Source organism: Nonomuraea sp. NPDC048826, assembly GCF_043198225.1.
Classification (GTDB): domain Bacteria; phylum Actinomycetota; class Actinomycetes; order Streptosporangiales; family Streptosporangiaceae; genus Nonomuraea.
This window is the reverse complement of record NZ_JBICUQ010000002.1, coordinates 679,395-694,433: the sequence shown is the minus strand read 5'-3', so window position 1 is coordinate 694,433 and position 15,039 is coordinate 679,395. Positions and strand designations below refer to the sequence as shown.

Sequence of the window (15,039 nt, the reverse complement as noted above, 5' to 3'; positions counted from 1 at the left end):
GGCGGAGGATACGGGCCGGGTCAGAGTGTGAGGGTTCGGGCGGCGACGAGTTGTCCGGACTGGAAGCCTTCCACGTGGACGACGCCGGCGGTGGCGAGGCCGGGGACGGCCATGGTGACCGTGTCCTGGGTCAGGTCGGCCGTGAGGCGCGGTCTGCCGTCCAGGTAGACGTCCGCCCGGTCCAGGAGACGGGTCCGCAGGGTCAGCTCGTCGGCCGCCACGGCGACGCTCACCTCCAGCCGGCGCGCCGGCAGGGCCGCCAGGAGCTCGCCCGCGCGGTCGAGCAGGTCCTGGTTGCCGGCCAGGAGGTCCCGGCGGGTCATGCTGTGGCGGTGGCCCGGCCGTACGCCGAGGTCCTCGACGGGCGTGCCGGCCAGCTTGTGGACGCGCAGCGTGCGGCGGATCGACACCCGCATGCCCGCGCCGCCGGGCAGCGTCCGGTACGGCGAGCCGGGGGCGGGGCTGGGCACTTCGAGCAGGACCTTGAGCAGTTCGTGCGTCCACACGTTGGCGCCGCCCGCACCGGTGTTGTCGTCCACGCCGAGGATCGGGCCGATCTCGTGGTCCTGGAAGCCGGCGGCGAAGATGTCGGTCGCCGAGTAGCAGCGGGCGTCGGTGATCAGCACGACCGGGCCGTGATAGCGCTGGCCGAGGGCGTTGGCTCCCTCCTCCGGAGTGATGGGGAAGGCGGCCGAGTGCACGGCGCCGATCTCCAGGGCCTGCTTCATGGAGGGGCACCACGGCCCGAGGTCGATCTGCCCGGTCGGGTTCTCCTCGTGCTGCGCGCAGACCCGCACGTTCAGCGGCGTGGTGATGAACTGCGTCGGCTCGGGCGTGATCCGGTGCGGGGTGAGGGTCTGCAGCAGGAACTCGGAGGCGTGGATGTGCCCGCCGCCGTTGCCGCGCACGTCGACCACGAGCCCCTGCTGCGGCAGCTGCCCCACGAGCCGGAGGAACTCCTCGACGAACGCCCCGGGGTCGGTGGTGCCGAACGAGAACACGCGGATGTGGCCGAAGGTCCCCGACGGGGTGACCACGGGCCGCGCCTTGAAGAACGCCGGCATGGTCGTCGGGAGGTCTCCTCCGGGTTCGGCGGGCCCGGCGGCGTCGACGATCTCCGCCGTGAGGGTCTCGGGCACGTACAGCATCCTGATCGCCCGGGACACCTCGTCCGCGCCCAGGTCGAGTCCCTGGGACAGGGCCGCCGTGGTGAGCTCGCCGGCGTCCACGAACGGCGGCAGGTTCTCCGTCACCCGCCACGGCTCCCGCAGTTCCCTGGCGATCCCGTCCTGCCCGAGGTAGCTGAGCGTCACCCAGGACTCGTCGGGCGGCCGGTGGATCACCAGCGCCCGGATGGTCAGCGACTGCAGCCCGCGCGAGTGGCGGGCGGCCGGGTTGCTGCCCGCGTAGCGCGCCGCGTTGGCGTCCACGGCGGCGCCGATCGGGGTCCCGTTCCAGTGGGTGACCTCGACGCCCCGCTCGAAGCCCGGGGCGGAGAACCCTTCCACGATCTTGGTCACCAGGTAGCGGGGACGCCCGCCCTCGTGGCACTCCTCGATCAGGAACGGGAGGTAGGCGACCTTGCTCGCGTACGGTGCCGGGAGCAGGTAGTTCGTGTGCAGGTCACGTACCGAGTGGAAGATCTCCGAGAGCTCGTCGTGGAAGCGCGGCTCGGGGTCCATGGTGTCGGCGGTCTGCCGGTCGAGGCGCAGGGCCAGCAGCCGGAGCCGCTGCACCGGGTTGACCGCGTGCATCGCGATCTTCAGCGGGAGATGCGCGTAGTTCTGCTCGATCAGCACCAGCGCCTGCTGCACGAGCGTGCGCCGGTCGGCGAGCGTGAGGGTGCCCGCCGTGTTCAGGAAGTCCTGCAGATCCACCGCGTCGGCCAGGTGCTTGGCCTGTCCGGTGCCGCCTTCGCCGATCCCCATGCCGCCTCCGCCCCGTGTGCCTGCTTCTGCGGGAACGCTCTCAGAGGGCGGCGGCGGCCGCGTCAGGTGGCGCCCTAGGGATGTCCCTAGGGCGCGTGCTCCCGAGCGGTCAGAGGACCTTCTCGATCGCTTCCACGACCGCCGGGTCCGTCGGGACGGTGCGGGGGCGGAAGCGCGCCACCACCGCGCCGTCGCGGTTCACGAGGAACTTCTCGAAGTTCCACTGCACGTCGCCGGTCTCGCCGTCGGCGTCGGGCGCCTCGACGAGCCGCTCGTAGAGCGCGTGCCGCTCGGGGCCGTTCACGTCGGCCTTGGCCAGCAGCGGGAAGTCGACCCCGTAGGTGGTGGAGCAGAACTCCTGGATCTCCTCGGCGCTGCCCGGCTCCTGTCCCATGAACTGGTTGCAGGGCATGCCGACCACGCTGAGGCCGCGCGGTCCGTACTCCTGCTGGAGCTTGACGAGATCGGTGTACTGCGGGGTGAGGCCGCACTTGGAGGCCACGTTGACGATGAGCAGAGCCTTGTCGCCGACCAGGTCGGCCAAGGTGGTGGGTTCGTCCGCCAAGGTGCGGACCGGGATCTCACGAACGTTCATGGTCCGACCTTACGAGATGCCTGTCAGGCCCAAAACGTGACCTAATCCACATTTATCCCCCAGAACGCCAGCAACAGGCATATATCGAGATCTTTACTGACGACGATCATTTCCTTGGTCAATTAGCAGTAAAGGTGACAAGTCCGGCAGGGTGGCGCGGTCCCCGATTCCTGCGAAAGGGAACCCGAATGCCCATGCTCCGCCGTACCAACGTCCTGATCATGAGCTCCGCGCTCATGATCGCGGGCGGCGCCACGGCCGCGCAGGCGCAGAGCTCCCAGGCGAGTGCGACCAGCACGAGCAGCAAGAACAAGGCCATCGCCAAGAAAATGGTGAAAAAGCGCGGCTGGAACGCGACCCAGTACCGGTGCCTCGTCAAACTCTGGACCCGGGAGAGTGGCTGGAACCACCGGGCCGGCAACCGCTACTCCGGCGCCTACGGCATCCCCCAGGCGCTGCCCGCCGGCAAGATGGCCTCGCACGGCAGCGACTGGCGCACCAACCCCAGGACACAGATCGCCTGGGGCCTGAGCTACATCAAGAAGAGGTACGGCACGCCGTGTCGCGCCTGGGCCCACTTCCAATCCCACCACTGGTACTGATCCAAACCCCAGGCTTGCGCGAGTTTCGCGGCAAGCGCGGGCCATCGAGGCGCCGGGCCGGTCCATCCAGGCCCAACGAGAGCGCCGAATATCCGCATCGATCACGCAAACACCTGTCCTCGGCGTGCCCCGGGTTCTGATTACGCACAGTGACGCGTATTAGAAACCGGCGTAGAGGACATGTCGTGGAGCCCTCCGGGCCGTCCGGCGAGAAGCCGGGCGGAAAAGGATCCCGGAGGGCCGCGCGGACCCTTCTCGTCCGAGCCACGGACGCGGACCGGCAGGGGCGCCGGGGAAGCGAAGAGCGCCCGTCCGCACGCGACCCGACCGCAAGGATCGAATTGGACAGCAAGCGCACACTACGCAGCGTGATCGTGACCATGACCGCGTTCACCGCCGCACTCTGCGGGATGGAGACCGTGGCCGCGGCCGACTCGGAGTTCCACGAGGACGCGCCGTTGGCGCAGGTCCGTACGTGGCGGACCACCGCGCAACCGCGCGTCCCGGCCCACCGGCCCAGAAGTCAGAACAAGCGTTTCGCCCTCGACCAGGTGGTGCGCAGGTCGTGGGGCCTGCGCGAGTTCCGCTGCCTGGACAACCTGTGGACCAGGGAGAGCGGCTGGAACCACCGCGCCGTCAACCGTTCGTCCGGTGCCTACGGCATCCCGCAGGCACTGCCCGGCGGCAAGATGCGGGGCGCCGGCAAGGACTGGCGGCACAATCCGCGAACCCAGATCCGCTGGGGCCTCGCCTACATCAAGGGGAGATACGGGAGGCCGTGCGGAGCCTGGGGGCACTTCAGATCACACAACTGGTACTGACGGGAACCGGAGGGCGTCCGCGGCTCACCGGGTGCCCTCCCTCCTGGCGGGGTGCACCGCGATCGCCTGGATGAGCAGGTCCACGCCGAACGCGAACTCCGTCTCGTGGTCGCAGGAGACCAGCAGCTCCGACAGCGCGCTCACCTCGGGGAACAGCTCCGGATCCACCTCTCCGGCGTCGATGGCCGAGCTGTGGCGAGGAGCGAAGGTGGGGGTCACGCCGACCTCCCGCAGCAGCGAGCCGACGATGAACGCGATGAACATCCGCAGCACCCGCACCGCGTCGACCCCGTCGAACCCGGCGCTGCGCAGCGTGGCCAGGGCCCGCTCGACGGGCAGCAGCCCGGCGTTGCTGTGGAGCTGGCGGCTGACGACGAGCATGGTGCAGCGCGGGTAGTGGTGGGCGATCTGCCGGAAGGCGTGGGCCTGCACGCGGACCCGGTCGGACCAGTGGGCCTCCGGGTCGTCGGTGAACTCGATCTCGCTGAGCACGCTCTCGGCCACGCCGTCGAGCAGGGCGCCCTTGTTGGGCACGTGGTTGTAGAGCGACATCACGCCGACGCCCAGCTCTGAGGCGATGCGTCGCATGGAGACCGCGTCGGCGCCCTCGCGCTCGATCAGCTCGACCGCGGCGGCGACGATCCGGGCCCGGGACAGCGGCTGGGAGGTCATGGCTCATTGTATTGACGCGCGTACGGCGTACGTGCAAGCCTCGGAAGGGAACGTACGGTGTACGTCACCCCCCGGAGGTCCTATGTCGACCCATGAGCTCTACACCATCCCCGCAGGCCTGGCCACGTGGAACGTGGAGATGGCCGGAACCACCAAGTTCACCTGGGAGTACGACGACGGCAGAGACCGCATGCTGGCCCTGTACCAGAAGGGCAAGGACAAGCAGTGGGACTCCACCAAGCGCATCGACTGGGACCTCGAAGTCGATCCGTACGACATCCTCGGCATCCCCGACCAGACCATCGCCATCTACGGCACCCCGCTGTGGGAGCGGATGGACGACCAGCAGCGCAAGGACGTGCGCCTGCACAACGCGTCCTGGCAGTTCTCCCAGTTCCTGCACGGTGAACAGGGCGCGATGATCTGCTCGGCCAAGATCGTGGAATCGGTGCCCGACCTCGACTCCAAGTTCTACGCCGCCACCCAGACGATGGACGAGGCCCGCCACGCCGAGACCTACGCCCGCTTCCTCCAGGAGAAGGTCGGCCTCGCCTACCCGATCAACCCCTACCTGAAGTCACTGCTGGAGTCCACGCTGAACGACTCCCGCTGGGACATGCCGTACCTGGGGATGCAGGTTCTCATCGAAGGTCTCGCCCTCGCCGCCTTCGGCGTCATGCGCGACATCACCACCAAGCCGCTGCCCAAGCAGATCCTCGCCTACGTCATGCAGGACGAGGCCCGCCACGTCGCCTTCGGCCGGATGGCGCTGCGCGACTACTACCGGCAACTGTCGGAGCAGGAGCTGCGCGAACGCGAGGACTTCGTCATCGAAGGCTGCTACCTGATGCGCGACCGCCTGCGCGGCCGAGAGACCTGGGAGAACCTCGGCCTGACCAGAGCCGAGGTGGACGAGGCCATGGTCGCGGTGGACCAGTCGGAGTACCTCCGCCTGTTCCGGTCCCTGCTGTTCAGCCGCATCGTGCCGTGCGTGAAGGACATCGGGCTGTGGAGCCCGCGGCTGCAGCAGGCGTACGCGGACATGGGCGTGCTGGAGATGGCCGGGCAGTCCTTGGAGGCGCTGATGAAGCAGGACGAGGAAATCGCCGACAAACTGGACGAAGCCCGCTTCGCGGAAGAGGAAGCCGAACGGCACGCCGAGGTGTCCGAAACGATCTCTCTGGGCACCGACGCCTGAGCCCTCAGCCGCCCGCGAGCCGGTCCGCCAGGCGCGGATGCACGAATTGGTAGGCCTCCGGGCCGACCTGCCTGAGCAGACCGGCCGCCACGGCGGCGTGGAGCAGGGCCGGCACCTCCATCCCCTTGATGCCGGACCGGCGGAACACGGTCCGGACGTCCGGGTCGTCGCTGCTGAACACCTCCTGCCCGGCCTCGGCGAGCGACCGGGCCACGCCCCTGAGCGCGGTCGCCACCGCCGCCGCGTCGAACCCCGCCTCCGCCGTCCGGCGCGTCGCCCAATCGGCGAACCACGCCAGGAAGTCCACGGGCCGCTCCGGCAGGTCGCGGAGCCAGGCGGGCTCCCGGGTGAGCGCCCGGAGCATCTGCGGAGAGCCGAGCAGTTCGTCGGGCAGGTGCGGCGGGCCGGCGCCGTGCTCCCCGGCCACCCTGCGCAGCAGCCTTCGGCCCTCTTCCGGGACGACGCCCTCCACGTCGAGCGTCCGGAAGCCCGGCGGGGCCTCGGCGGGCTCCCGGTCCGTCATGATGATCCCGGCCCCGGCACCGTCGGCCCAGCGCACGGCCCGCGCCACGACGGCCGCCCGGTCGGCGTCGCCGACCTCGTCCAGCCCGTCGAGCACGAGGACCACCGAGCCCCGCCGCACGACCGCGTACGCGTCCGCGATCGAGACCTGGTACTCCTCGACCAGCGCGTGCGTCAGCGTACGGGCGAACTCCGCGTTGTCGGCCCGGAGCGCCCGGAACGGAAGGAACACCGCCACACCCGTGTCCCGCTGCCCGGCCTGGTTGTGCAGCCGTGCCAGGCGCGCGGCGAGAACGGACTTGCCCGTGCCGGGCCGGCCGCCTATCAGCAGCCTCGTCCCCTGGGCGAGGATCTCGTCGATCGCGGCCGGGCGGGCCTCGGCCTCCCCGGGGAAGCGCACCATCGGCGTCAGCAACTCGCCCTCGTCGCCGACCAGCCGGCCCACCCGCCGGCCCACCCGCTCGGCCAGCGTGGCGAGCGCGTCCTCCAGCGCGTCCTGGCTCAGCCGCCGCGCCTCGGGCACGACCTCCTCCGACGGCTGTTCCCGCGGTGGCGGAGCCGCGTCCACCAGCTCGCCCGACTGCGGCACCGGCGACTCCCGGACCAGGTCGATATAGGTGCTGACGTCGTCCGGCACGCTCGTACCGGACATGGTCAGCTCGGCCACGACACGCAGCGGCAGAGCCGGCCAGTCGAGCCGCCGGCCTTCCTCCGCGGTCTCCAGGTCCTCGGCGATCCGCTTGAGCAGCGTCGGATCGCTCATCAGCCGTGCGTAGAAGTCCGCGTCCCCGTCCCTGATCAGGAGCACCGCCGCGAGCAGGCGCACCTCGTACGGGCCGCGCACCCTGGCCCTGGCCACCCGGTCCTGCAGGATGAGCACGTTGACGAAACGCTTGATGGCGCGCGGGTTCGGGCGCAACCCGCAGGCGAGCAGGCTTTTCGTGGCCTCGATATCGCGGTTGAGCAGCCCTTTCAGGTAGGCGCTGAAGGCGTCCGCCGACAGGCGGGGCATCTCGAAGGGAAACTGGATGATCTTGTCGAGATACTCCCCCACAGGGTCCTGATACTTCTCCTTCAACGCCGCCACCAGCGGCCCCTTGGCGACGCCCAGGACGAAGACGCAGTTCTCGCGGCTGAAGTACAGCTTCAGCGCCTCGAGCAGGGCGGTGATCTGGTCGACGTGGCACCGGTCAAGGTCGTCGATGAACACCACCAGGCGGCTCTTCTTCCGTTCACGCAGAGCCATCGCGATCAGCCTGTTCAGGTGCTGGTCCAAACGAGAGCGTTCGGATCGAAGGCGGAAGTTCTCCTCTCCGTACGCCTTCAGGGCGCGTTGCACGAAGGGCGGGTTGACATTGATCGTGGACGAGAGGCTCAGGGAGCCCAGCGCCTCGGAGACAGTGCGCAGCGCCCCGGTGACGTTCTCTCTGCCGTCCAGCCCGAGATCGGTGACGATCGCATGGAGCAGGGGCAGCACCGGGTTCTCGTCGTACTGGTGCAGCCAGGAGTCGAACCACACCGTGGCGCATCCGGAGGAATCGTCGTCCAGCAGGGCGCGCACCTGGTGGAGCATCGAGGTCTTGCCGCTCCCTCGCTCACCGAACACCCCGATGACCATGGGCGGGGTCGCCGACTGGGCCAGCTCGGCGAGATGGCCGACGTACTCCTTCCGGTTGAGCGCGTCTTCCAGGACAGGCTCGTCACTGTGCGTGAACCCGCGCCGTTCGCCGGCGCCGGCCCGGCGCCTCGAAGGCGTCGTACGCGCGATCTCCTCGTCAGTCCTTCGACGCCGTCTCCCCAGCAGCAGCACAAGGGCGCCCAGGAGGAGAACCACGGACGTCACCAGGATCGGCCAGTGGCGTTCGAGCAGGGACGGCTCGGAGGTCACGGCCACCGGCCGCCGGTCGATCCCGGTCTGCGAGATGAGCACGAGCTGGCCCGTCCCGGTCCGGCGCCGGGCGCCGGGGACCAGGACGACCGTGGCCGTGCCCGCGGCGGCGAGCTCGACCCGTCCGCCGTTCCGAACCGTCAGGACGTCGGACAGACCGGTCACCGACACCTGGGCCTCGGTCGCCGGTCCCGGGTTGCCGAGCTCTACGCGCCACGCGCCATCAGGAGTGAGTCGATCCAGACTGATGACGAGCCGGTCCCGGTCAAGGAACTGCGGGCCCGCCGCCGGAGCGCCGGTCGGCAGCAAACCGAGCACGAGAAGCGCGACCGACAACATCCGCCCCCAGCGTCCATGCGCCATGCCTCGATTTCAACGCACCGGAGCCGGTAATGCACCCTCTGGTACGGAAGGTTCTGGCTGTAGCCGCGCGGCAGTCACCGGGCCGCTCGTGACGCTGTTCCTCAGATGGATCAGGGTCGTCACCAGCGTCAGCACGATCATGGACAGGAGAAGGATCCACATGGTCGCGCCCGTGTCTATCCAGGGCACCAGAAGGCTGCCGACGAGCGGGCCGATGGCGACGGCGCCGTAACTGAAGATCCGGGAGGCGCTCACCACCCGCGCACGGACGCCGGGGTCGACCCTGCTCCAGGCGCTCCGCAAGGTGACGTTGCTGAGCCCGCCCACCAGCCCGATGATCAGCAACGCTCCGCCGAATGACGGCGCCCGCTGTCCGGACGCCAGGATCAGCCCGATCGCGGCGGTGCACGCCCAGACGTGCACCAGCATGACCGACGGCCGGCGCGCCAGGCCCATCCATTCCACCCAGCGGCTGTGCACCGTGTCCCCTATTCGCGTCGAGATGCGCGCACGAGTGGGCCAGAGCAGACCACCGACGATGCCCCCCACACCGGACGCGGCAAGGAACATCCCCGCCCAAACAGGACTCAATTCATCTCTAGTAGCAATCGTCAGGAAAACGACAATCAGACACTGAACCATGAAATTCGTACAGGCAACAATGATCGTCGCAAGCCGTAGAAAACGATTACTTCTCAAGGCCGCAAAACCGGCCCGCAACTCAATACGCCGGGGCGATCTCTCGGACGCTTCCCGAGGCAGCCTTCCGTAGAAGCGGGCAGAACCAGCAAATGCAATCGCATTAATGATGAAAGGGACGATCGGCAGCAATCCGTAAAGCAAGCCACCAACCTGCCGACCGAGCAGAACGGCCCCGTGACTGCTCGTTTCATGCGCGGCGAGAGCGGTGTCGAGATCATGATCCTCGACCGTGTTCGGGACGTGCGCCGACTCCGCGACCGAGGCCATCACCGCCAGACCGCCTTCAATCAGGGCGAAGGCCACCACCCACCCAATGTGCAGCCCGTCACAGAACCACAACAGGACGAGCGCGACCATGATGACGAATCGAGTCGCCTCGCTGGTTATCAGCACCCGGCGTGGACCCACCCGGTCGATCACGGCCCCGGCCGGGATGTAACAGATGAGCCCCGGCACCGTTGAGGCGAAAACCACCCAACCCGTCCACTGCGGTGATCCGGTCAGAGTGTAGGCCATTAACGGATAAGTCACGCTGAGCGCACGACCGCCCAACATGGAGAGGGTCGAGCCCCACCAGAACCACCGAAACTGCATATAACGGACGAAAAGGTGCCCCATGGCACGCAAAATACTCACAGACACCTCGGCTCTCGAAACAACTGAAGGCCACGCAGCGGATGACGCACACTCGGAGTCCGGTCGAGTTGGAGGGCCACGCCCGCGGACATGGCGATGTTCGCGCCGGATCTCTGACCTGGATCGCCGGAGTGACGCTCGCCAAGAGCCTGCCCCGGCTGTTCCGCCAGGTGCCGGCCGCCATATTCATCGACCGAGTGGGCGCCCGCAAGGCGATGCCAGGGGCCAAGGCGCTCCGCGCTGCTCATCACAAGGCTCTGTCTCACCTTGATGGGCGGCCTTATGACAGTTCCCCACTCGGGTGATCGTCGCCATGCTGGGAGGTGCATGCGGCGGGGATCGGTGGGCGCTCAGCACCCGTGAAAGTGGGCAAAATATTGAGAGTAGATACGCAACACTCTTTTTTGTGCATGCTTCCGCCAAGCCTCTCTTGAAGGCGTTTTCGTCCCTATGGCGGCTACCGTCAGAGGAGAAGCCGCGACGGGGAGAATAGGGCATCTGTGGGGTTGTGACATCGATCGTGCAAGTTTCTCCATTGATCCGAAGGAACTTCACCATACAGCCATAAGATGCTCAAACGCGGTCAAACCAGACCAGGACAAGACGGTACCAAGGCATGCGGCAATGCCGCTCCATCGCACTACGTAGGCTAACTACAGCACCCGTGAAAAGTGTGGGCAATCACCAACAAAGTTCCGATGTCACAGGAGGGGGTGTGTCAACCGGCACATGTGAATACTTCACACGAACACCTGAGGATGATGTAAGCAATGGGGTGACGCCAGCGCGGGAGACGGCGATTCGGCACCCGGGGAACGGTCGGGCCGGGCCCGGGGGGCTCCTGCCCACGCCCGCAAGCCCGGCGCCGCCGCCTCGGAGGAACGGGAACGCCCACGTACGTGACCCCGCGCGCACGTGGAGGTCATCTTGTCATCGTGTGCGACTTGTGACAGGCCGCCTTACGGTACGCCGGATCGCCCGGCACTCACAGCGCCGACGAGAAGCCGGCTACCGTCCCGCCCTCCTTTCCCAAACATCTGTGCCATGCTCGGACCAGAGCGGGAATCTCCAAGCTCTTGAGATCATCCAGATCGATGTCGTTGACATCGATCAGTCCGGCCCCGTTCGCATCCTCCATACGGCCCTCCCTGAGCCTGGTTACGGCCGCCCGCAATTGCGGTGAATTGCGCGCTGAGCGCACCCCTGGTTTCCTCAATGTGATTCTGTGTCCGCTTCTCGCCAGAATCAATCACGGGAGCGAAAATAACTGCAGACGAGAGGGGCTGAGGCGCCGTGAACGAGCAGGTCAGCACACCGGAGCCGGCACGGATGCCCGCAATCTGGGGTAAGATCCCCGGCCGCAACAAGAATTTCACCGGACGGGAACTCTTACTCGCCCAGCTTCGGGAAAGCATCACCACTTCCGCCGCAGCGGCCGTCGTACCCCTTCCTCAAGCTTTGCAGGGGCTCGGCGGAGTGGGCAAGACCCAGCTCGCCATCGAGTACGCCTGGCGGTACCGCGGGCATTACGATCTCGTCTGGTGGGTTCCCTCCGACCAGCCGATGCTTGTCCCTGGCACGCTGGCGGCCCTCACGGAGGACCTCAAGCTGCGCCCGCCAAGCAGCGTGGGCATCGACGAGGCGGCCGCCTCCGTACGCGACGCCCTCCAGCGCGGAGACCCGGTCGACAAGTGGTTGCTGATCTTCGACAACGCCGACGACCCTGAAGGCATCCGGGACCTCATCCCCGAAGGCGGCCCCGGCCACGTGCTGATCACCTCCCGCAACAGCCGCTGGAGCGGGGTCGCCGAGACAGTGCCGGTGGACGTCTTCACCAAGGGCGAGAGCGTCGACTTCCTGCGTAAGCGCCTGCAACGCAACATCGAGCAAGAGGAAGCCGAGCACCTGGCCAACGAACTGGGCGACCTCCCCCTCGCCTTGGAACAGGCAGCGGCTCTGCAGGTCATGACCGGGATGTCCACCGACGAGTACATCGACCAACTTTCCAAGCAGACCCGGGCCGTACTGGGGCTCGGCAAATCCACCGAATACCCGCTCTCCATGACCGCAGCCTGGCAACTGTCGGTCCAGGAGATCGAGAGCCGGCTGCCCGAAGCGGCCGAGGTGCTGCGCTGCCTGGCCTTCTTCGGCCCGGACCCCATTCCGCGTGACATCTTCCGGCGGGCCAACAAGACCGGCACCCGACGGATGGGCCCGATCCTGGCCAATCCCCTCATGCTCAGCCAGGCGCTGGCCGAGCTCAACCGGTTCGCTCTGGTGAAGATCGAGCAGGAGGCCGGCACGGTCCAGGTGCACCGGCTCGTTCAGGCCCTTCTGCGGGACTCTCTCGACGAGGAGGAGCGCGAGGCCATCAGGCACGAGGTGCATCAGCTGCTGGCGGGTGGCGCGCCGACCAGCCCGGAGGACACCACGCAATGGTCGGCCTTCTCTGATCTGGTGCCACATCTGCGGCCGGTGGGGATCGCCACGAGCACCCACGCCGCCGTACGGGACTTCGCGATCAACATCGTCCGCTATCTCTACCGCGCGGCCAGCTACAACTCGGCGCAGGGTTTCGCCGAAGAGTTCCTCGCAACCTGGTCGCAGCGGAGTGGCCCCAAGGATCACAGCGTCCTGCGCATCCGCCGACAGCTGGGCAACGTACTGTGGCAGATAGGCCGCTACGACGAGTCCCGCCGTCTCAATGAGGAAACCCTCGAACTCATGCGGGAGGAACTCGGCCCTGAGCATCCGGAGACGCTCGGCGTCGCTCTGACCTACGGCGCCAACCTGCGCGCCCAGGGCAAGTTCCGGGAGGCCTTCCAGCAGGACACCGCTTCCTTGGCCGCCTACGAGACGGTGTTCGGCGCCACCGACCCCGCCACGCTGCGAGTGATCAACAATCTCGCGCTGGACCACGCCCTGCTCAGCGAGTACGAGACTGCTCGTAAGCTCCAGCAGTTGGCCTTCCTGGAGCTGTCGAGCACACGCGCGGGAGTCAGCAAATGGGACGTTCAGATGTACTGGAACGGTCTGGCCCGGGTGGTGCGGGCCTGCGGCGATCATGCGCAGGCATGTGACTTCGGCGAGGAAGCCTACGCCCACGGATGCCGCGAGCTGCAGGTCGAGCACCAGCTGACGCTCATGACCGCCCGTGACCTGTCGATCGCACGGCGCCGGATCGGCGATGTCACAGGAGCGCTAGAACTGATCGAAGAGACGCACGCACGGCTGGTCAAGCTTTTCGGCTCACAGCATCCCGAGACCATGGCTGCGATGGTCGCCCTGAGCAACACCCTGCGCCAGACTGGCCGCTATGACGAGGCGATGGGGCTGGCGCGCACAGTGCTCCCCCGCTATCAGGAGGTCTTCGGCCTGCAGCACCCGTTCACCTACGGCTGCCAAATCAATCTGGCGTTGCTCTACCGGCTACGCGGCGACATCCGCAGAGCCGCCGAGCTCGACCGGCAGGCACGTGACGGGTTGCACGCGGTCCTCGGCGACAAGCACCGCTACAGCTTCGCCAGCTCCGTGAACCTTGCCAGCGACCTTGCCGCTCTCGGCGACGTCGACGAGGCCCGCGAGCTGGGAACGCGAACCTACACGCAGGTGCGCGAGTTCTTCGGCGACACCCACCCGCTCACTCTCTCGGCCGCCGTCAACCTCACCATCGACCTGCGCTCCTCGGGAGAGACCGCCGAGGCCGACGCACTCTACGAGGCCACTCTTGAACGTTACGCCAGCTTCCCGAAGGAGCATCCCGAGCGGCTGCATGCCACCACCGGCGAGCGCTTCAACTGGGACTTCGACCCACTCACCCTGTAACCAGGCCATTCCTGGCCGACCACTCTTCCCGATGGCCGTCCGCCTCCAGCCGAGCCACGTCCGCCGCCGCGGCCGGCACCGGTTCGGTAAGCCAAGCCGACAGCGTCCGACGCATGGCCGTGACGAACTCTTCGCCGGCCGGAGTGAGCCGTCCGCTGTCCAGGAGGGTCCCCGTCACCTCGAATGCCGACTCCCGCCACCGACCGAACTCGATGTGCGGGCGCAGGTCCGACTCATGCACCCGTTGCCGTCGCCAGAACCCCGACACCCCGAGGTACGCGTAGGCCCCCTGGATGAGGCCGGACAGCGGGCGCGGATCCGGCCGCCACGGCGCGTAGTAGCGGCCGTCGTCCGGCTCCAGCAGGTCCAGGACATCTAGGACGGCACCGAGCTTGGCGTGCTGCACTTCGTGAGCGAAGGTGGAGGCCAGCCATCGGCCGTCGGACGGCGTCGACATCGCGATCGTGCCGAACCTGTCGGCTGCCGAAGCGCTGTTCATCCCCTGCGGCGGGGCCTGGATCGGCGTCAGAACGGTGATGATCGAGGTGAACTCCGCCGCGATCGTCCAGTGGTGCCGGCGTAGCATCTGCCACGCTTCGTCCAGACATGCCTGCCAGGTGTGCAGCCCGCCGGCGGACAGCGGGCCTGCGATCACGGTCTCGGGGGTCCACCGGTACGGATCGAGGTCGTCGAGGAGCAGATCCAGAGCTCCGTCGAAGGTGCGTATCCGGCGCAGCGGCTCCCAGCCCGGCTGCTCCGGCTCGTCCACCCGGACGCGCAGGCCGCCGCTCTCGATCACGCCGTCGGCGTGCACGCGCAACTCGACCAGGTCTGCCGGAGCCGGCAGGACGATCTGACCGAGCGAGGGCAGCGTGACCCGCCCTTGCGGTGCGGGAGCCTCAGTCCGGCAGGCGACTCCGGCCCGGACGGCGGCGGTCGCCGCGACCGCGCCGAGCTGCGTGGCGTCGTGCGGGGCGGCGGCCCCCTCTGTCAGAACCTTCATGGTACGAGCGGCCCATGCGCCGACCGCCGGGTGACGTAGCACAGCATCGACCGCTTCCGGCCGCGTCTTCTCCAAACTCGCGAGCATCTCGTACGCGTGATCCACGGCTCTCGCGCCGGCCTGCCCGTCTCCCCCGGCCAGCCTGGCCACGCCTACTACCAGCAGGCGATGCTTGCTGCGCTCGGCGGCCACGAGGTGGCGCATGGCCTCCGCGCCGCCACCGCCGGCGGCCAGCCGGGACAGCACGTCGCCGGGCAGTTGGTGGGGCCGTGGTTCCATAGGGT

General features: G+C 67.9%; 11 protein-coding genes. 4 read left to right on the top strand and 7 right to left on the bottom strand.

The genetic code is table 11. The features are described 5' to 3' along the window. Positions 1–20 precede the first annotated feature (20 nt). Together ACGFI7_RS08865 and ACGFI7_RS08860 are read right to left on the bottom strand one after the other, a co-directional pair. The gene (locus tag ACGFI7_RS08865) at positions 21–1,928 is read right to left on the bottom strand and encodes a S41 family peptidase (protein ID WP_393401064.1); all 1,908 of its coding nucleotides are present in this window, start codon (positions 1,926–1,928) and stop codon (positions 21–23) included. Between the two features lie 109 nt (positions 1,929–2,037). After that, on the bottom strand, positions 2,038–2,523 hold the full coding sequence (locus ACGFI7_RS08860) for a glutathione peroxidase (protein WP_393401062.1): 486 nt from the start codon (positions 2,521–2,523) through the stop codon (positions 2,038–2,040). 188 nt (positions 2,524–2,711) lie between these two features. On the opposite strand from ACGFI7_RS08860, the gene ACGFI7_RS08855 reads away from it, so the two are divergent. After that, positions 2,712–3,125: a transglycosylase SLT domain-containing protein gene (locus ACGFI7_RS08855; protein ID WP_393401059.1), complete on the top strand. Its 414-nt coding sequence runs from the start codon at positions 2,712–2,714 to the stop codon at positions 3,123–3,125. Between the two features lie 368 nt (positions 3,126–3,493). Continuing rightward, a complete protein-coding gene (locus tag ACGFI7_RS08850) occupies positions 3,494–3,946 on the top strand; it encodes a transglycosylase SLT domain-containing protein (protein WP_393401057.1) in 453 nt (150 codons plus the stop codon). Between the two features lie 24 nt (positions 3,947–3,970). Here the strand turns inward: ACGFI7_RS08850 and ACGFI7_RS08845 are convergent, their stop codons facing one another. Beyond that, complete coding sequence (locus ACGFI7_RS08845; RefSeq protein ID WP_393401055.1) at positions 3,971–4,618, bottom strand: TetR/AcrR family transcriptional regulator; 648 nt, start codon at positions 4,616–4,618, stop codon at positions 3,971–3,973. Between the two features lie 82 nt (positions 4,619–4,700). Between ACGFI7_RS08845 and ACGFI7_RS08840 the strand changes: the two genes are divergently transcribed. After that, on the top strand, positions 4,701–5,816 hold the full coding sequence (locus ACGFI7_RS08840) for a ferritin-like domain-containing protein (protein WP_393401052.1): 1,116 nt from the start codon (positions 4,701–4,703) through the stop codon (positions 5,814–5,816). A gap of 4 nt (positions 5,817–5,820) precedes the next feature. On the opposite strand, the gene ACGFI7_RS08835 is transcribed toward ACGFI7_RS08840, so the two are convergent. The 3 genes from ACGFI7_RS08835 to ACGFI7_RS08825 form a co-directional block, all read right to left on the bottom strand. After that, entirely contained in the window at positions 5,821–8,589 is a 2,769-nt protein-coding gene (locus ACGFI7_RS08835; RefSeq protein WP_393401049.1) for a P-loop NTPase fold protein, read from the bottom strand. A 9-nt stretch (positions 8,590–8,598) separates the two neighbouring features. Continuing rightward, complete coding sequence (locus tag ACGFI7_RS08830; protein WP_393401046.1) at positions 8,599–9,909, bottom strand: MFS transporter; 1,311 nt, start codon at positions 9,907–9,909, stop codon at positions 8,599–8,601. A gap of 1,003 nt (positions 9,910–10,912) precedes the next feature. Then, positions 10,913–11,065: a hypothetical protein gene (locus ACGFI7_RS08825; RefSeq protein WP_393401043.1), complete on the bottom strand. Its 153-nt coding sequence runs from the start codon at positions 11,063–11,065 to the stop codon at positions 10,913–10,915. Positions 11,066–11,220: 155 nt separating this feature from the next. Here ACGFI7_RS08825 and fxsT point away from each other — a divergent pair, with 155 nt between their 5' ends. Continuing rightward, positions 11,221–13,752: an FxSxx-COOH system tetratricopeptide repeat protein gene (gene fxsT / locus ACGFI7_RS08820; RefSeq protein ID WP_393401040.1), complete on the top strand. Its 2,532-nt coding sequence runs from the start codon at positions 11,221–11,223 to the stop codon at positions 13,750–13,752. Here fxsT and ACGFI7_RS08815 read toward each other — a convergent pair. Further along, the gene (locus ACGFI7_RS08815) at positions 13,742–15,034 is read right to left on the bottom strand and encodes an HEXXH motif domain-containing protein (protein WP_393401037.1); all 1,293 of its coding nucleotides are present in this window, start codon (positions 15,032–15,034) and stop codon (positions 13,742–13,744) included. The two genes, fxsT and ACGFI7_RS08815, sit on opposite strands and share 11 nt — an antisense overlap. Positions 15,035–15,039 lie beyond the last annotated feature (5 nt).